We start from the raw sequence: 18,217 nt of genomic DNA, 5'->3' as shown, positions 1-18,217 counted from the left end.
AATTTATGATTACTGAAACTAATATGGTGTAAGGTTGGCCGGGCAAACGAGTGCTGCCCGGCCTAATATTGTATTATCTGTCTTCGTAGACCGCAGCAGTTTCACGGACTTCGTTGCGGTTTTGGCAGTTCTCTTTGGTGCAGTTACCGTAGAAAATAAGCGAATGGTGCATTACGCTGAAATTCAGCATTTCACCCACCATGTTCTGAATAGACTGAATCCGGGGATCGCAAAATTCCATCACTTTATGGCAATCCGTGCAGATCAGGTGATCGTGCTGCTTGTTACCGTAGGATTTTTCAAATTGCGCCAGGTTCTTGCCAAACTGATGTTTGGTAACCAAATCACAATCCACAAGCACGTCCAATGTATTATAAACAGTGGCGCGACTCACCCGATATCGCTTGTTTTTCATGCTGATGTAAAGTTCATCTACATCAAAGTGATCTTCCCTAGTGTAGATCTCTTCCAGGATCGCAAAGCGCTCAGGCGTTTTACGAAGTCCTTTATTTTCCAGGTAAGCCGTTAAGATTTTCTTTGCGGCTTCAAAATTCGGTTTGCTGGCTTGTGGCATATCTCTGAAATTCTTGCGCGAAAATACGCTTTTTTACTTAAATCATTGTCACTTTCGCAGTCATAGTTCCGACTGCCTCAATTTATAACACATGACCATGTTAATCGTTCGACGCAGCTATTTGTCGATCAGGTTTGTGTCAAAACGCTGCACATTATACACGCCTTCCACTTGTTCCAACTTCCCGATCAGAATGTCCAAGTGCTTGGTATCCTGCACATAAAGCTTAATATCGCCATTAAAAACACCATCTTTTGTATCAATGGTCAGGCCGCGCATATTAATGTGCAGCTCGTTGGAAATAATCCGTGTTACATCATTCACCAAACCCACGCGGTCCGTTCCGGAAAGGTAAAGTCCTGCCAAAAATGCCTCATCCTTGCCTGATTCCCACTTAGCTTTAATAATGCGATTTCCATGTTTGGACATCAGTTCCGCAGCATTTGGGCAGGTTGTTCTATGAATTTTAATGCCTTCATTAATTGTCACAAAACCAAAAACGTCATCGCCGGCAATTGGATTGCAGCAAATGGCAAGTTTGTAATCGATTTTATCCATGTCGTCTCCGATCAGCAGCGTGTCGCTATCCGCCCGGTCGCCATGAATGTGTTTCAAAAATTTGGTTAGTGTTTTGCCATCTCCTGGCCCGGGAGCAGGCGCGGCAGTTGTGACGTTATTATCTGTCGCCTTGCGTTCTTTTGCTTCTTTATCTTTTTTGAATCGCTTTAATTCATCGAGTTGAATGTATCCTTTTCCTATTCTGTAAAAGAAATCGGCGGAAGTTTTACATTCAAAAAACGCTCTTAACTGATTCACAACTTCGGCTGTAAGCTCAACGCCAAGGATTTTCAACTTCTTCTCAACCATTTGACGACCGTCCGTTTCGTAACGCCGGTTATCTTCTTTGAGAAAATCCTTAATCCGCGCCCGTGCCTTAGAGGTTACAACTATGCGCAGCCAATCCTCATTCGGTTTTTGCTTGCCGGACGTGATGATCTCAATCTGATCACCATTATTAAGTACATAACTAATCGGAACCAGAATTCCGCCCACTTTCGCGGCCATGCAATGTGCCCCTACTTCCGAATGTATGTCAAATGCAAAATCAAGCGCCGTTGCACCACTTTGCAGCACTTTCAGTTCTCCTTTTGGTGTAAAAACAAAAACTTCCTCATTGAACAAATTGCTCCTAAACTCATCCAAGAACTCAATAGCGGCCGTTTTATCTCCAAAACCATTCTCCAATGTCTCCCTAACCTGCGTGATCCACTGCTCAATGTTGCCCCTAACTTTGGTGTCATTGCCCTTATATTTCCAGTGTGCCGCATAACCCTTCTCCGCAATCTCATCCATGCGCGAAGTCCGGATCTGCACTTCCACCCACTGCCCGCTCTTACTCATAACCGTGGAGTGCAATGATTGGTAACCATTCGCACGCGGCGTGCTGAGGAAGTCTTTCAGGCGATCCGGGTTGGGTTTATAATGATCCGTTACAATGGAATAAGCCTGCCAGCAAATCGCTTTTTCCCGATCATTTTCAGCAGAAGATTCAAGCACAATGCGAATGGCAAAAAGGTCATAGATTTCCTCAAAAGGCTTATTCTGCTTTTTCATTTTGTTCCAAATCGAATAGATCGACTTGGGACGGCCTTTTAAGATAAAATTCAATCCCGCAGCTTCAAGGTCCTGCGCAATAGGCTCCATGAACTTCGCGATAAAGCGATCACGAATGCCTTTCGTTTCCCTAAGCTTCCGGGCAACGGCGCGGTATTCCTGCGGCTCGGTGTATTTCAGATATAGTTCTTCCAGCTCGGATTTAATGCTGTAAAGCCCAAGCCTGTGCGCGAGCGGCGCGTAAATGAAGATGGTTTCGGAGGCAATTTTCAGCTGCTTGTCCCGCGGCATGCTGTCGAGCGTCCGCATGTTATGCAGCCTATCCGCGAGCTTTACAAGAATTACGCGCACATCGTCAGACAATGTGAGCAGCATTTTCCGGAAATTTTCGGCCTGCTGCGAGCTGCCATACTCGAACCTTCCGGAGATTTTGGTAAGTCCGTCAATGATCTTGGCGACTTTTTTGCCAAACAATCTTTCAATGTCCTCAATCCGCATATCCGTATCCTCCACAACATCGTGAAGTAAAGCTGCAACAATGCCCGTTGTCCCTAATCCGATCTCTTCTACAACGATCTGGGCAACGGCAAGCGGATGGTATATGTATGGTTCCCCCGACCTGCGGCGCATGTCTTTATGTGCGTCTACGGAGGTGTAAAAGGCTTTTTTAATTAATTTGGCATCATTATCCTTCAAAAAGGGCTTGGCTGTTCGTAATAACCTCCGGTACTTTTTAAGAATGTCCTTCCGCTCCTGTTCCAGATCAATGGTGAGGGGTTCAACGAGTTGCTCCACTGCTATATTTTAATTGGTATGCTTCACCAAAATAACAAATTCCGACGACATTTTTCAATTTTATTTTACCCGAAGATAAAATTTTCAAAAATGTTTGCATGTATCTAAAAAATAAGAATACCTTTGCACTCCCAATTCGACAAAAGGCGTTGAAAAAGGGTGAATAAGTGAGCGGGCGTGGCGGAACTGGTAGACGTGCTAGACTTAGGATCTAGTGCCGCAAGGCGTGGGGGTTCGATTCCCTCCGCCCGTACGAATAACAAGGGAATGACGGGGCGTCAAGATTCCTATCTCGATAAGAAAAATGAGCTGCTCCAAAGTTAAACCCGTCAAATGCCCTCAGGACTTCGTTTTGAGGGCATTTTTGTTTTTCTTTTCTATTTAATCTAAAAGGTATTTACCATAGCATAAGCGACACATGGAAGTTGTATTAGAACAAAATTCGCCGACATTAGCCTCTCTTAAAGTCACGTTGACCAAAGACGATTATCAGCCAAAAATTGATAAGACGATCAAGGATTATTCCAAAAAGGTTAACCTGAAAGGCTTCCGTCCGGGTAAAGTGCCATCCCATGTGATTCAGCGCATGTATGGTAAAAGCATTCTGGTTGACGAGGTGAACAACCTTTTAAGCACTGCGGTTAGCAGCTATATCAGAGAAAATAAATTGCAGGTGGTTGGTGACCCTGTTCCGAATCGCGATAAAGCAGCGGAAGTTAACTGGGACAGCCCTAGCGAATTGGAATTTAGCTACGACCTTGGAGTAGCGACGGATTTCGACGTTAACTTTTCTGAGCTTCCTGCGGTGAAACGTTACACGATTAATGTGGATGATGCTGAATTAAATAAAACAATCGAAAGCCTGCGTGAGCGTTTTGCAGAAAACATTCACCCTGAGGTGAGCGAAGAAGGCGATATGATCTTCGGAGAATTGAAACAGGAATCTTCTGAGTTCACAACGCGCACCGCCATTCCTACAAAACAAGTGAATGCAGAATCACTTTCGAAATTCATCGGCGTTAAGAAAGGTGACGAAGTTGTTTTTGATATTCAAAATACTTTTTCTGACGAAGCTGCCATTGCGCATGTAACCGGAAAGAAAAAAGAAGATATCGGCACACTTTCCGGCGATTTTACATTGGTTGTTGAAGACGTAACGCGTTCAGCATCTTCGGAATTGAACCAGGATCTTTTTGATAAAGTGTTAGGTCCAGGCCAGGTTGAAAACGAAGAGCAGTTCAACGAAAAGCTTTTGGAGATCATCAAAGGAAACTACGAACGCGAAACAGAAGCATTGCTTCGTCGCGACATCGAGAATGCTTTGCTTGACAGCATTAAGATTGAAGTTCCGGGCGACTTTTTGAAAGACTGGTTGGAGCGCACAAACGAAGGAAAATTCACACGTGAGCAAATTGAAGAGCAATTCGAAGATTTCCAGAAATCATTGAAGTTGAGCTTGATTAAAAATAAAATTGCTGACAGAGAAAGCGTTAAAGTCGAATATCCTGAAATCCTTGAATTTACCCGTAACATAGTGAAAGGACAGTTCGGAATCTACGGCGATGACGACAGCATGAAAGAAACCATCGACCGCGTTGCACAAGGATATCTTGCAGACAAAGAGCGTGATAACTACACAAATGTTTTCAATCAGGTTTTTGATAACAAAGTGATGGAGATCATCCGCAGCCAGGTTTCTACGGATGAACAAACCATTGAAGTAAGTGAATTTGAAAAATTGGCGAAGGGCGAAGAAGTTGCTGCTTAATCAGTTAAAATGATATTTTTTTCATTGGCCTGCATAGGGCGTCCCGGTTTATGGACGCCCTATGCGGGCCAGTGTTTTTATTTAAAACCTATCCGTTCGCGTTCTTCACCAATGTGCCGAATGATGCCGTCACCAAACCATTGCTTGAATTTCATTTTCCACTGGTCGAGCTCGTTCTGCATCCGCCGGTTTTCTCCCAATAACCGCGTATTTTCCTGACGAAGCCATTCGGTTTCTGACATGGTCAATGCGTCAAAGCCTAGTAATTCTGGGAGCGGGACGTCCAGCAGTTTGGCAATGTTTTCGACTCTGGAAACGGAAAGTTCAGTCCGGCCGCGTTCCAGATCACCGTATGCTGTTGTGGAAAGGCCGAGCATATCAGCCATATTTTCCTGAGAAAGCCCTTTTTGCAAACGGATCAGGCGAATTTTTTCAGACAAGTTTGATGTAACATTCATAGCCACCGTGTTTTTCATGCCGATTTATCATTTGTTATGCAATGTAATAAAGACCTTCTTCGCTGACTCTCGCAATTTTCGATAATTTATCGCTTCAATAGACAAGGATTATTCAATGAAATAGTCAATTTTGTGAAACCCCAAGAATGAAGAAGCCTCATTATTATCAGAAACTAACATATAGTGCTTTTTGTTCTTTTAGTCATTTGCCCTTTAATTATAAATTCAATTAAAATTTAAGTTGATCGATGAACCACGGAAATGAATTTAGAAAATATGCCGTTCACCACCTTGGAATGAATGGCCTTACAGTTGATGGCTACGTAAACCATACAGTTGAAAATATGACGCGTTCGGTTATCGAAGAGCGTCCGATGAACTTCCGTGAAGTGGATGTGTTCTCGCGCCTGATGGCCGACCGCATTATTTTTATGGGAACTGGTGTTGACGACAACATTGCGAACATTATCGTTGCACAGCTTTTGTTCCTAGAATCTGCTGATGCAAAAAAAGACATCCTGATGTATATTAACAGTCCGGGTGGTTCGGTTTACGCAGGTTTGGGCATTTATGACACAATGCAATATGTGCGTCCTGATGTTGCGACGGTTTGTACGAGCCTTGCAGCTTCCATGGGTGCGGTGCTTCTTGCAGGCGGTGCGGCTGGCAAAAGATCCGCGCTTCCACATGCGCGTGTGATGATTCACCAACCATCAGGTGGCGCACAAGGCACTTCTGTTGACATTGAAATTACTACACGTGAAATCGTAAAATTACGTCACGAACTCTACGAAATCCTGGCTAACCACACGGGCCAGACGCCTGAGCAAATTGCCATCGATTCTGACCGTGATAAGTGGCTAAAAGCCTTAGAAGCAAAGGAATACGGCTTGATCGACGAAGTGTTGACGAGAGATAAGTGATCTTAATTGGAGTCTTTTTGAAACGCCCGGGCAAGTGAATTGCCCGGGCGTTCTTATTATAAGGATGTAGGCCGATTTGGTATCCCGGACAAAAAACCGGAAATTTGTATAAGTATAACTACGTGGATGAGGACGGGCGAGATTTTTGAAACATTATTTTCAGTCTTCTTGTTAAGCTGGTTCCGGTTTTAAGTGTTACACATTCTGCAAACTTCATTACGAACCGGTAAAATTCAAAACTATTAAGAAATCAATGGCACAAGTAAGTTGTTCGTTCTGCGGACGTAAGAAAAACGAAGTAGATCTTTTACTTTCCGGAATCGACGCACACATATGTAATCACTGCATTGCGCAGGGACATCAGGTAATTACAGAAGAGTTGGGGTCGAAAGAAGACAAAAAGGAGAAAAAAACGAAGTTACCCAAACTCAAACCAATCCCCCCGACTGAAATAAAGCGTTTTCTTGAACAATATGTAATCGGCCAGGACGAAGCAAAGCGTTCATTGGCTGTTGCTGTTTACAACCATTATAAGCGCTTGAACCAGGTAACGACCGACGATGATGTGGTTATTGAAAAATCGAACATTATCATGGTGGGTGAAACGGGAACGGGTAAAACTTATCTTGCCAAATCCATCGCAAGAATTTTACAAGTTCCTTTCTGCGTGGCCGATGCAACGGTTGTAACCGAAGCGGGTTATGTCGGTGAAGATGTTGAAACGATTTTGACAAGATTGTTGCAGGCTGCTGATTATAATGTTGAAGCGGCTGAGCGCGGGATTGTATACATTGATGAAATTGATAAAATTGCCCGCAAGTCAGATAATCCTTCGATCACGCGGGATGTGAGCGGAGAAGGCGTTCAGCAGGCGCTTTTAAAGTTATTGGAAGGTTCGTCCGTGAATGTTCCGCCACAAGGAGGTCGCAAGCACCCGGATCAGAAAATGATCACTTTGAACACGGAGAATATTCTGTTCATTTGCGGAGGCGCATTTGATGGCATCGAAAGACACATTGGAAAGCGCATTAACACGCGTCCGATTGGATTTTCCGGCGATAACCGCATCATTGAAATTTTCGATAAAGGAAATTTGATGCGTTATGTGACTGCAATGGACCTTAAATCTTTTGGATTGATTCCTGAGCTGATCGGCCGTCTGCCTGTTCTTACGCATTTGAATCCCTTGGATCGTGAAACATTGCGCAGGATTTTGACTGAGCCGAAAAATGCTTTGGTAAAACAATATGCGAAACTGTTCTCGATGGAAGGCATTACGCTTCATTTTGAAGAAGAAGTGCTGGATTTCATTGTTGACCAGGCGATGACGTACAAACTTGGCGCTCGTGGTTTGCGCGCCATCTGCGAGTCGATTATGACCGATGCAATGTTCGATCTTCCGTCTCAAAAGGACATAAAAGAATTCACACTTTCGCTGGATTATGCGAAAGACAAATTCGAAAAATCTTCCATGTCTTTATTGCGTTCTGTGGCTTAGGAAGCAATTTAGGCTTGATATAAACGCTCTGCAATCCGCTCAGGAATGCAGAGCGTTTTACTTTTTATGGCAATCCTCCTATTTTGCGTCAAATTAATTTACAAGAAATGGAAAATTGGTTAGCAAATAAGTCGATTGTAATCATCGGCGGAACGACGGGTTTAGGCTTTTCTGCTGCTAAGGCTTTTGTGAGAAATGGAGCCAATGTAGTCGTTGTTGGCAGGAATCCGGAAAATTGCCTTGTGGCTGAACTGCAATTGGGAAACACTGCCCGCGCAAAACAAGGCGATGCAACACATTCGCAAACTGCATTGGACGCCATTCAGCTTTGCATCCGCGAATTCGGGAGTTTCGATGGCCTATATCATGTTGCCGGCGGAAGTGGAGAGCAATTTGGCGACGGGCCTCTGCATGAATTGTCGCTGGAAGGCTGGAATAAGACATTGGATCTCAATTTGACTTCCTTAATGTTGTCCAATCAAGCCGCGATCCGGACATTCATGGGCATGAACAAAGGTGGCAGCATTTTGAACATGAGCTCTGTTTTAGCCCATTCTCCTTCATCCAGGCATTTTTCCAATCACGCTTACGCAACAGCCAAATCAGCGGTCATCGGCTTTTCAAGGTCCGTTGCGTCGTCTTATGCGCAAAAAAATATAAGGGTTAATGTGCTCACGCCTGGCATTATTGAAGGTTTGGAAAACAGCACTGAAGAATCAGGTCAGTTTATCAAAACCAAACAACCGCTCGATGGAGGTCGATATGGACTTCCTGGCGATTTGGATGGCGCGGCGGTATATTTCATGTCTGATTATGCAAGATTTACAACCGGGCAGATCTTCACAGTCGATGGTGGCTGGGAAATCACCGACGGTCAGTTTTAACATTGCAAGGTTAATGCTTTTGTGAAGAATTCGTAATGCGCGCTGTGAACATCACTTTTTTTGTTTTATTCGCGTAAATTCGTCGGATAAGTAATCCACTGATCGGTTTTTCACTCACGCAATTGTATTTATATGGCAACCGGCCCTATTGTAACATTAACTATTAATCCTGCCCTAGATAAGAGTTCAAACGTTTCACGCATTGTCCCAGACAACAAACTGCGTTGCGACGCGCCCAATTTTGAGGCGGGCGGTGGAGGAATTAATGTTGCCAAAGCCGTGCACAGACTGGGCGGAAATCCAATCGCAATATTCACCATCGGCGGCCCGACCGGCCAAAGATTGCACAAGCTTGTAAAAGCGGAAGGCGTGGAAACGATCGTCATCGAAACGAAACAATGGACGCGGGAAAATTTTCATGTTCTGGAAACGAGCACTGGATTTCAATATCGTTTCGGGATGCCTGGAATCGAAATGATGCCAACGGAAGTCAGGGCGATCCTGGAAACATTGGAAGAACTTGATCCGAAACCTTCATACATCATTGCCAGCGGGAGCCTTCCCCCAGGCGTTCCGGCCGATTTTTACGGACAAATCGCCAAAATAGCCAACAAGCAAGGCGCCAAATTCATTGCAGACACTTCCGGAGATGCGCTCAGATATGCCACAGAAGCGGGAATTTATCTTTTAAAGCCCAACATTGACGAGCTGAGCGAACTCGTAGGCGTTGAAAAATTGGAGCTTGACGAAGTGGACGATGCCGCAAGAGCACTCATTATCCGCGGTCAATGCGAAATCGTTGTTGTTTCCATGGGTGCGATGGGCGCTATGCTCGTTACAGAAGACCAGGTTGAACACATTCCTGCGCCTCCCGTAGAACCAAAAAGCACTGTAGGAGCCGGCGACAGCATGCTTGCAGGAATTGTATGGACATTGTCGCAAGGCAAATCAGCTCGTGAAGCCGTGAGAATGGGCGTTGCATGCGGAACAGCCGCAACAATGAACTCAGGCAGCGAATTGTTTAAAATGCAGGACGTCAACCGATTGATGGATTGGCTGAACCGTTATGGAAAGCGCTATTCAGCAAGCTGAGTTTCTGGTGTGAGGCGCAAATAGTAAGAAATTATTGCCTGCGTCTTTTGCATAGAAAACATCCGTCATGCCTGAAAAACATTCCCGCCGCGATTTTGCGAAACTGACTGCCGTCACTGCTGCCGCATTGACTTTCAAGCCATTTTACATTCTTCATGCCAAACCAAAGGTTGACGGGGAAGTCATTGGTCATGGAGCTTATCAATACAAGGTGCACCAGGGTTGGGGAAATCTCGACGCTTCCAAATTTCCGGTTAACAATTGTCACGAAATGGTGCAGGACAGCAAAGGCAGGCTGATCATGGTGGGCGACGAGGTTAAAAACAACATTCTTATATACGACAGGTCGGGTAAATTGCTTGAAAGCTGGGGTCATGAATTTCCCGGCGGTCACGGCTTAACGCTTTGGAATGCAAATGGTGAAGAGTTTCTTTTTGTAAGCGATCCGAACATCGGCAAAGTTTTCAAAACGGATTTGAAAGGCAAGATCCTCCTGACCATTGAGCATCCTTCCAAAGTAGGCGCTTATAAAGAAGCAGATCCGTTCAAGCCAACTGAAACTGCCATCGGGCCAGACGGAACGATCTATGTTGCAGACGGTTACGGCTCGCAATGGATTTTGCGATACAATCAGAAAGGTGAATTTATTGACAAATTTGGCGGCTCAGGCGACGGCGACGAACAGTTTTCAACTGCGCACGGCGTCGCGATAGATTATCGGGACAAGGCAAATCCGACGCTGCTGGTGACTTCGCGGGCGCACAATTCATTCAAGAAGTTCACGCTCGACGGCAAATATCTCAGCACATTATTCCTGCCCGGCGCATTTGTGTGCAGGCCTGTTTTCAAAGGCGACACGCTTTTTGCAGGCGTTTGCTGGTCAAGACTGCGCTATTTGAACCAGACTCCAAACTCAGGTTTTGTAACAATTATTGATAAAAATAACAAAGTGATTTCCAATCCCGGAGGCACCAAGCCAGTTTACGAAAACGGCGAATTACAATTAATGGTGCAGGAAAAGCCTATTTTCATGCATTGCCACGACGTTTGTGTTGACAATGACGAAAACATTTACGTTTGTCAGTGGAACGCGAAAAAGACTTATCCAGTTAAGTTAGAGCGTGTTTAAATCAAAATATTCAGGCTGATTTGCAGCCAGTTAGCGAATCAGCTTGATTGTAATGCCGTTGACAATCATTGTTCCCACCGTCAAAAGAGCATAAGCGGCGCCGATTGGCATTTGCGGCACGAGATAAGCCACGCCAACCAGAAAAGCCACAAATCCATAACCTGCTAGGAGCAACCCATAAAGAATGCGCACTGCTGCGTCTGAGCCTTGCTGCGAATGTGTAAAAACGGCCAATGTTGACGTCATAATCGGAAATGGAGTGAGGATTCCACTCCAAGTTGGCCCAAGATAATCCGCTGCCTGCGTTAGTAGAACCACAAAAAGCGTCGCCACCAGCATGCGCAAAGGAATGTCGTAAACCGGCTGCTTCCTGGCTTCTCCCTTCCCTTTTGGTTTTGGAAAAAAATATAAGACGGCGGTTAACACAACCAAGTTCAAAACGACCGCCGATATCAGCGAAATTGTGCTCCCGAGAGACAAAAGCGCAACAATGAAAAAGACCACATAACTGATCAAAACAGTTGGCAACCACGAAAGTCTGGAAGAAACGACCGAGTAAACCAATGCAAAGAGGATGGTGCCGACGGAGCCCAGTAATGCCGACGTGATTGTGGAAGCAGCGAATAATGGGCCATGCTCCAATGCAATAAAAAACGATATGGGCCCTGCAACCCATGGAAATCCACCGATCCAGCCACCCAGGCCTTCTCCCCATTTACGAACGGCAAGTGTAACGCCTGCGATCAATGGAGGCATCAGGAGGATTTTGGCTAACAATAGATCTGACAAGGTGGTAGGGCATAAATTTCAATCGCAAATTTACAAGCAAGCAATTAAACCGCTGTTAAAATCGAAAAATAGTTCGCACATTCATTTGCAACACAGTTGCAGATAGTATAAGTTTACAATTGTAACACCGCACAGTTGCACGGACCCACTTATCGAGCGCAGCGCAAACCAATGACCAGAATTGTTTTAAGCTTCATTTTTTTACTCACTTCCTATATTTCCCAAGCGCAGAATGCCGGCTGCGCCTGTTTTGTCAAAGGCGTTGTGAAGGACCAGCATACGGGGCAGCCGATCGTCGGTGCAACTGTTTTGATCGTTGGGCAAAACACGGGTGTTTTTACAGATGACAAAGGCCGTTATGAACTGCGTGATCTTTGTCCGGGCTCCTACACGCTTGAATGCAGGATTATTGGCTATAATGCTTTTCAGGAGAAGCTTGATTTGACGGCTGGTCATGAGGAGAATTTCAATTTACAGGAACAGGAAGTCCATTTAAAAGACGTTGAAATTACAGCGCATCGGACAGACTCGCCAAGCTCGCAGCCATTGTCAACGATCAGCGGCAGTGACTTGGAAAAAACACGCGGGCAAAATCTCGCAGAAAGCCTAAAAGGTCTGTCGGGAGTGACTTCTCTCCAAACAGGATCTTCGATCGCGAAGCCGGTCATTCACGGATTGCACAGCAACCGCATTCTCATTATGAACAACGGCGTTCGGCAAGAGGGTCAGCAATGGGGTTCGGAGCACGCGCCAGAAATCGACCCGTTTATCGCAACCCGATTGAGCGTTGTGAAGGGAGCGGCTGGCGTTCGTTATGGCTCTGATGCCATTGGAGGCGTTATTTTGGTTGAGCCGGAAGAACTTCCGTTTAACAAATCGATAAGCGGTGAACTGAATGCAGTTGGCTTTACCAATGGTCGGCAAGGCGTGGCGTCGGGCACCTTGCAGGGCGGCATTAAGGGTTTGAACGGTTTTGGCTGGCGCGCGCAGGGAACAATGAAGCGGGGCGGGAACATTCGCACGCCCAATTATTTCCTGGACAACACGGGCATTAGCGAGCAAAACTTCTCGCTTGCAGCAGGTTATCGCGTCAAAGGATTTGGCATTGATGCGTTTTACAGTCGTTTTGATACAAAAATTGGCATATTCTCGGGCTCACACATTGGAAGCGTCACGGACCTTTTGAATGTGATCGAAAATGGCGAGCCGTTTGTGAAATCGGGTTTCAGCTATGCCATTGGAAGGCCCAACCAAAATGTAATTCATGAGCTGATTAAAGTCGAGACACATTATCATTTCGCAAACGGCAACCGTTTGCAATGGACCATTGCCCGCCAGTTGAATGATCGCAACGAATATGATTTGCACCGCCCGCGCAATGATTCCATAGCAAACCTCAACCATCCCGAGCTTACTTTCAGGCTAAGCACATTAACCAATGATGTGGTTTGGGACCACAAGCCCATTGCTGGCAAACTGACCGGCCAGGTGGGTGTGAGCTCGTTATATCAATATAATTTGATGGACGGGCGGCCGCTTATTCCCAATTTCAATCAATTCAACATTGGTCTTTTTTGGATTGAACGTTATGTGAAAAATGGCTGGGAGCTGGAAGCTGGCGCGCGATATGATTACAGAACATTGAAAACTTATCGCATTGTCAACCGCGAAAAAGTGTCTCGCGAATTTACATTCGCCAATTTCTCAGGAACGATTGGGGCAACAAAAACTTTGTCTGAGCGCTTATCAGCCCGATTGAATTTCGGGACGGCGTGGCGCGCACCGAATGTCAGCGAGCTTTTTAGCGACGGCGTTCACCACGGCGCGGCGGCTTATGAAAAGGGTGATGCAAGTTTGCAATCGGAAAAGGCGCTGAACACCATCGCCAGTGTAAAATATGCTTCGCCAAGATTTTCAGCAGAAATCGGCGGTTACTATAATTTCATTTCTGACTTTATTTATTTAAAACCGCAATCTGAACCGATTCTGACCATTCGCGGCGCATTTCCTTATTTCAAATACACACAAACGGATGCGACTTTCAAGGGCTTTGACCTGACGGCAAGCTGGGAATTCGCGAAGAACTTAACGGCTTCAAGCAAAGTAAGTTATCTGCGCGTTTATGATCAGCGGAATGACAGTTATCTCGTGATGATTCCATCAAACAGGGTTGATAACATGATCAAATATGAAGTTGCGGAGGCTGGAAAGTTGCGGAAGCCTTTTATTTCAATTGGAAACCTTTATGTGGCGAGGCAAAAACGTGTGCCGCCAGCAAGCGATTTTTTGGCGCCGCCGAGTGCTTATTCTTTGTGGAATTTGCAAATGGGCGCTTCGCTTAGTTTATCCGAAAAACAGGAACTCGAAATTGGAATTTCGGTTCAAAACCTCTTCAATGTTGCTTACAGGGATTACCTGAACCGATTCCGCTATTACGCAGATGAAATGGGACGCAATGCGTCACTGCGTCTGAAATGGAAATTTGGCTCTTAATGTGCCAAGAAGGCGGGTTAACTTCTAATTACATTTGGGGCAAACGCCTTGAATCAGCAGATTAAAATTCTCCGGCTGATAACCATTTGGAAGCTGAATGGAAGGAATATGAAGGGTTTCCAAACAATTGGTTTCTCCGCAAGCACTGCATTTGAAGTGAATGTGATCGTGCTGATGCTTTTCCTCAGAGCAACTGTGCGAACACAAAGCGTAACGAAGTCCCTCGTCATCTAAAACTTTGTGGATAATGCCTTTTTCAAGAAACGTCTTCAACGTACGATAAATCGTTACGCGGTCGTAATTTTCTCCCAACGCTCCTTCCAAATCTCCGTGCGACAGCGCATTTTTCTTATTGATAAATGTCGAAAGCACATCCTCACGGCATGTTGTTGTCCGCAATTGATGCCCTTTCAGCGTTTCTCTTAACTGGTCCATTGTTTCCAACAGTTTATCGTTTATTGGTGTTCTTTAAATAAAACCCCTCCTGCCAAAGTTAAGTTCTTACTGCTATATTTTCAATGCGCATTTCCGACACAAGGAAACATTACAAGCAAAAGCAGAGAAAATAATTGTGCAACTCTGTTGCATGTGAAGAATGATAACCTTATTTTTGCAACGTTATTGTATTTAGCATGAAAGCATCACATTCCCACAGCAAGGCAGATTATATTGGAATTCTAGGTTCGGTGTTGTGCATTGTGCATTGCCTGCTGGTTCCTGCTTTGGCATTTGGAACAACGATGTCGCATCACGCGCATGCAGGACTGGTTTCGCTCGATTATCTTTTTATCTTGATCAATGGGGTGGCTGTGTTTTACGCGACACGCAATCATAAATCACTGGCAGTGAGAGCAATTCTTTGGGGAGCACTGGCCATCTTTTCGGTTTCCCTGATCTTGGAAGCTAAGCATCTAGTGTTCACATGGTTGGGCTATGCAGGCTCGGCGTTGTTGATTTTCGGCCACTTGCTCAATTTATATCTCTGCCAGATCGCACCCAAGATTAAATGGAAGGTTTCGTAACTTCTATTTATCGTATTGCACTTCAAAACGGCTTAAATCCGGCCTATTCGGCCTTTTTCGATTCAATTCATATTCAAAAATGGTTTTGCCCAAATCTGCCATAAAAGGAAATCCCACCTTTTCGTAATCGTATTTATCATCATTAAAGATCTGATCCTCATTGCAATAGATTACGGCAGTCAGCATAAACTCAATTCCCTTTTCAAAGTCGGCAATGTAAGCGTTGTCCAAAAGGAAGCCATAAGCGTCGCCCACTTTATTGAACAGTCGAATGTGCCTTGGTAACCTCGTTTTTGTCGCCCCAAAAAGCAAAAACTTGGCATAACCATCGTAATAATCATCCGTGTAATGTTCCGGAAAACTCGTTTCAACAGGAAATTGTGACATATATTGATACATGAAACGATAATCGTCGGGCGTGAGGTTAAACCGCTGGCTCGCTGGCACCTGATCCGGGAAAAAAATAGTTTTTAACAAGCGATGCTGATCCTCCAAGGCAAAATAATTTTTACTTGAAAAGTCAAAAGGCTCATTCACCAGCTCCGTGCCCTTCATATAACCCTTGCCTTCCAAAATCGGGGTTGCAGATTTCAGCTCTTTGGCAGCATATTTGGTCGGTTGTTCAAAAATGACTTTTCCATCTTTTTCAAACTTTATCGGATTCGTGTATCGGTTGTTTTCCGCACCAATGGATGATTCCAGGCGGTGAACAATCCGAACATTTTTAAAGCCCTTCTTGTGCAGCGAATCATTGAATTCTTCTTGTCCAATGAATTCATATAACCTGTTAAAAGCATCATTATCACTAACAAGCAGGATCTTTTTGGCATAATGCGCAACCGACGGAAGCTTGTTTTCGGCGGTGGAATCAGCATTAACCGCAGTTTGTTCGGGCCTGTCGGCGCCGGTTAACATGGGCGTGTTCTTATCAATCCCTAACTTATTGAGTTTTTCAAAAGCCAGCGCAACGGCGGGAAGCTTAACCGTGCTTGCGGGGTAGAAATATTTTTCGCTGTTAACCTGATAGCGATGCGTGGTAAAATTCGGTTCGTTTTTGCGGTTGCGGTCAATGCGCGTGTAGAGGATTTGGATCTTGTATTTGTCCGGGTCTTTAAGGAGTTCTGCGAAGCGTTCAGGATGCTTTTTGAGTAACTTTTCTATAAAATTATCGGCCTGGAACTGTGCGAAAGAAGGCAATGCAATGGATTGTAAAAGCAAGTAAAGCAACAATTTATAACCTCTAAACCAAATCATGGGCATCCCGGGAGCGTGTAAAACGAAGATACAATATTTATTTTAAAGGGTTTCCGGAATTATATTTTACTGATTTTGGCCTTTACTTATTTGAATGTAAACATTGGCATATAATGGGAGAAAATAAATTGCGCAGCCGCGGATGGTTTGGCAAGTCCGGCAAGGACGGCTTTATATATAGGGCTTGGATGAAAAATCAAGGTTATCCAGCCGATGAATTTGAAGGAAGGCCTGTTATTGGCATTTGCAATACATTTTCAGAACTAACACCGTGCAACGGGCATTTTCGCGAGCTGGCTGAATCGGTCAAACGGGGCATTTGGGAAGCTGGCGGTTTTCCGCTCGAATTCCCGGTTATGTCGCTCGGTGAAACGCTGATTAAGCCTACGGCAATGCTTTACCGGAATCTGGCGAGTATGGATGTGGAAGAGTCGATCCGTGCCAATCCAATTGACGGCGTCGTGCTGCTTTGCGGCTGTGACAAAACCACGCCATCACTGGTCATGGGCGCCGCGAGCGTTAACATTCCGACCATTGTGGTTTCGGGCGGACCGATGTTAACAGGCCGTTACCGAGGCAAAACCATTGGAACGAGCGACGTGTGGCGATTCAGCGAATTGTATCGTAAAGGGGAAATATCGCAGGAAGAACTCACGACCGCAGAGGCATGCATGTGCCGAAGCGACGGACATTGCGCCGTAATGGGAACTGCCTCGACCATGGCTTGCATGGTCGAGTCGCTTGGACTCACATTGCCGGAAAACGCAGCCATTCCGGCTGCCGACTCTCGCCGCAAAGTGCTGGCGCACTTGTCGGGACGCAGGATTGTGCAAATGGTGCATGAAGATCTGCGTTTGTCACAAATTTTGACCAAAGAAGCGTTTGAAAACGCCATTATGCTGAATGCTGCCATTGGCGGGTCGACCAACTTCGTGATTCACCTTTTGGCCATTGCAGGAAGAATCGGCGTTGATCTTTCACTCGATCACTTCAATGATCTGTGTGCCAAAATTCCGTTGCTGCTGAATTTGCAGCCTTCGGGAGGATATTTCATGGAGGATTTCTATTATGCTGGCGGTTTGCCGGTTGTAATAAAGGAAATGATCGGCTTGCTGCATCCGAATGTTATTACAGCCAATGGAAAGACCATGGCCGAAAACTGTGCGAATGCAGAATGCTTTGATCCCGAGGTGATTGGAACATTAGCTGAACCCGTGAAAGATCTGACCGGCCTGGCCGTTGTGCGTGGCAATCTTTGCGAAAATGGTGCCGTAATTAAACCTTCGGCTTCGTTGAAGCCTGAGCTAATGCAGCACAGAGGCAGGGCTGTTGTGTTTGAAGACATTGACGATTACAAAGCGCGTCTGGACGATCCGGAACTGGATGTGGATGAAAACAGCGTTTTGGTGCTCAAAAATGTAGGCCCGAAAGGTTATCCGGGAATGCCGGAAGTGGGCAACATGTCTTTACCAAAAAAATTGCTAGCGCAAGGCGTCATTGATATGCTGCGGATTTCTGACGGCCGGATGAGCGGAACGGGTTTTGGAACGGTTATTTTGCACGTCTCGCCGGAAGCTGCGGTGGGCGGAACGCTCGCATTGGTGCAGGATGGAGATTACATTGTTTTAGATGTCGAAAACAGAAGTTTGAATCTCGAAGTGTCTGAGGAAGAGTTGCAGCGGCGGCGCCTGTTGTGGCAGCCACTGAACTTGGGTTACAGCCGGGGTTATGTGCATTTGCACATCAATCACGTAATGCAGGCACATGAGGGAGCGGATCTCGACTTCTTAAAAGGCGGTTCGGGAGATAAAGTGACTAGGGATTCCCATTAAAAAAGGGCTGTTTTGAAACATTGTCTTATTGATATGATCGTCTAAAACGTCATGCGCAATGGGTCAGTTTTGAAACAGCCTTTCATTTTAAA

15 protein-coding genes and 1 tRNA gene are annotated in these 18,217 nt (G+C 45.4%); 10 read left to right on the top strand and 6 right to left on the bottom strand.

Annotated elements, in window-relative coordinates:
- Positions 1 to 73 precede the first annotated feature (73 nt).
- On the bottom strand, positions 74 to 574 hold the full coding sequence (locus tag LZG73_RS08680) for a Fur family transcriptional regulator (protein ID WP_233847717.1): 501 nt from the start codon (positions 572 to 574) through the stop codon (positions 74 to 76).
- A gap of 117 nt (positions 575 to 691) precedes the next feature.
- A complete protein-coding gene (locus LZG73_RS08675) occupies positions 692 to 2,983 on the bottom strand; it encodes a bifunctional (p)ppGpp synthetase/guanosine-3',5'-bis(diphosphate) 3'-pyrophosphohydrolase (RefSeq protein ID WP_233847715.1) in 2,292 nt (763 codons plus the stop codon).
- A 171-nt stretch (positions 2,984 to 3,154) separates the two neighbouring features.
- On the opposite strand from LZG73_RS08675, the gene LZG73_RS08670 reads away from it, so the two are divergent.
- Together LZG73_RS08670 and tig are read left to right on the top strand one after the other, a co-directional pair.
- A tRNA-Leu gene (locus LZG73_RS08670) sits at positions 3,155 to 3,236 on the top strand.
- Positions 3,237 to 3,401: 165 nt separating this feature from the next.
- Entirely contained in the window at positions 3,402 to 4,751 is a 1,350-nt protein-coding gene (gene tig, locus LZG73_RS08665) for a trigger factor (protein WP_233847713.1), read from the top strand.
- A gap of 77 nt (positions 4,752 to 4,828) precedes the next feature.
- Here tig and LZG73_RS08660 read toward each other — a convergent pair whose 3' ends face one another.
- Entirely contained in the window at positions 4,829 to 5,209 is a 381-nt protein-coding gene (locus LZG73_RS08660) for a helix-turn-helix domain-containing protein (protein ID WP_233847709.1), read from the bottom strand.
- 248 nt (positions 5,210 to 5,457) lie between these two features.
- On the opposite strand from LZG73_RS08660, the gene LZG73_RS08655 reads away from it, so the two are divergent.
- The 5 genes from LZG73_RS08655 (at position 5,458) to LZG73_RS08635 (ending at position 10,735) form a co-directional block, all read left to right on the top strand.
- Positions 5,458 to 6,132 carry a ClpP family protease gene (locus LZG73_RS08655; RefSeq protein WP_082213823.1) on the top strand — a complete coding sequence of 225 codons (675 nt, stop codon included), beginning with the start codon at positions 5,458 to 5,460 and terminating at the stop codon, positions 6,130 to 6,132.
- Positions 6,133 to 6,385: 253 nt separating this feature from the next.
- Positions 6,386 to 7,630 carry an ATP-dependent Clp protease ATP-binding subunit ClpX gene (gene clpX, locus LZG73_RS08650; protein WP_233847708.1) on the top strand — a complete coding sequence of 415 codons (1,245 nt, stop codon included), beginning with the start codon at positions 6,386 to 6,388 and terminating at the stop codon, positions 7,628 to 7,630.
- A 107-nt stretch (positions 7,631 to 7,737) separates the two neighbouring features.
- The gene (locus tag LZG73_RS08645) at positions 7,738 to 8,514 is read left to right on the top strand and encodes an SDR family NAD(P)-dependent oxidoreductase (protein ID WP_233847705.1); all 777 of its coding nucleotides are present in this window, start codon (positions 7,738 to 7,740) and stop codon (positions 8,512 to 8,514) included.
- A 132-nt stretch (positions 8,515 to 8,646) separates the two neighbouring features.
- Positions 8,647 to 9,606, top strand: a complete 960-nt coding sequence (locus tag LZG73_RS08640; RefSeq protein ID WP_233847704.1) for a 1-phosphofructokinase family hexose kinase — start codon at positions 8,647 to 8,649, stop codon at positions 9,604 to 9,606.
- Positions 9,607 to 9,673: 67 nt separating this feature from the next.
- Complete coding sequence (locus tag LZG73_RS08635; RefSeq protein ID WP_233847702.1) at positions 9,674 to 10,735, top strand: 6-bladed beta-propeller; 1,062 nt, start codon at positions 9,674 to 9,676, stop codon at positions 10,733 to 10,735.
- A 30-nt stretch (positions 10,736 to 10,765) separates the two neighbouring features.
- On the opposite strand, the gene LZG73_RS08630 is transcribed toward LZG73_RS08635, so the two are convergent.
- On the bottom strand, positions 10,766 to 11,491 hold the full coding sequence (locus LZG73_RS08630; protein ID WP_233847699.1) for a hypothetical protein: 726 nt from the start codon (positions 11,489 to 11,491) through the stop codon (positions 10,766 to 10,768).
- 204 nt (positions 11,492 to 11,695) lie between these two features.
- On the opposite strand from LZG73_RS08630, the gene LZG73_RS08625 reads away from it, so the two are divergent.
- Complete coding sequence (locus LZG73_RS08625; RefSeq protein WP_233847697.1) at positions 11,696 to 14,017, top strand: TonB-dependent receptor; 2,322 nt, start codon at positions 11,696 to 11,698, stop codon at positions 14,015 to 14,017.
- 24 nt (positions 14,018 to 14,041) lie between these two features.
- Here LZG73_RS08625 and LZG73_RS08620 read toward each other — a convergent pair whose 3' ends face one another.
- Positions 14,042 to 14,452: a Fur family transcriptional regulator gene (locus tag LZG73_RS08620; RefSeq protein ID WP_233847694.1), complete on the bottom strand. Its 411-nt coding sequence runs from the start codon at positions 14,450 to 14,452 to the stop codon at positions 14,042 to 14,044.
- A gap of 197 nt (positions 14,453 to 14,649) precedes the next feature.
- Between LZG73_RS08620 and LZG73_RS08615 the strand changes: the two genes are divergently transcribed.
- Positions 14,650 to 15,039, top strand: coding sequence for a MerC domain-containing protein (locus LZG73_RS08615; protein WP_233847692.1), 390 nt, complete (start codon positions 14,650 to 14,652; stop codon positions 15,037 to 15,039).
- A gap of 3 nt (positions 15,040 to 15,042) precedes the next feature.
- On the opposite strand, the gene LZG73_RS08610 is transcribed toward LZG73_RS08615, so the two are convergent.
- Entirely contained in the window at positions 15,043 to 16,299 is a 1,257-nt protein-coding gene (locus LZG73_RS08610) for a serine hydrolase (RefSeq protein ID WP_233847691.1), read from the bottom strand.
- 107 nt (positions 16,300 to 16,406) lie between these two features.
- Between LZG73_RS08610 and LZG73_RS08605 the strand changes: the two genes are divergently transcribed.
- Complete coding sequence (locus LZG73_RS08605) at positions 16,407 to 18,125, top strand: IlvD/Edd family dehydratase (RefSeq protein ID WP_233847689.1); 1,719 nt, start codon at positions 16,407 to 16,409, stop codon at positions 18,123 to 18,125.
- The last annotated feature ends 92 nt before the right edge of the window (positions 18,126 to 18,217 follow it).

Source organism: Dyadobacter sp. CY326 (assembly GCF_021390515.1).
In the GTDB taxonomy this organism is placed as follows: Bacteria; Bacteroidota; Bacteroidia; order Cytophagales; family Spirosomataceae; genus Dyadobacter.
Note: the sequence above shows the minus strand (reverse complement) of the source record. Positions and strands in the feature narration are given on the sequence as shown.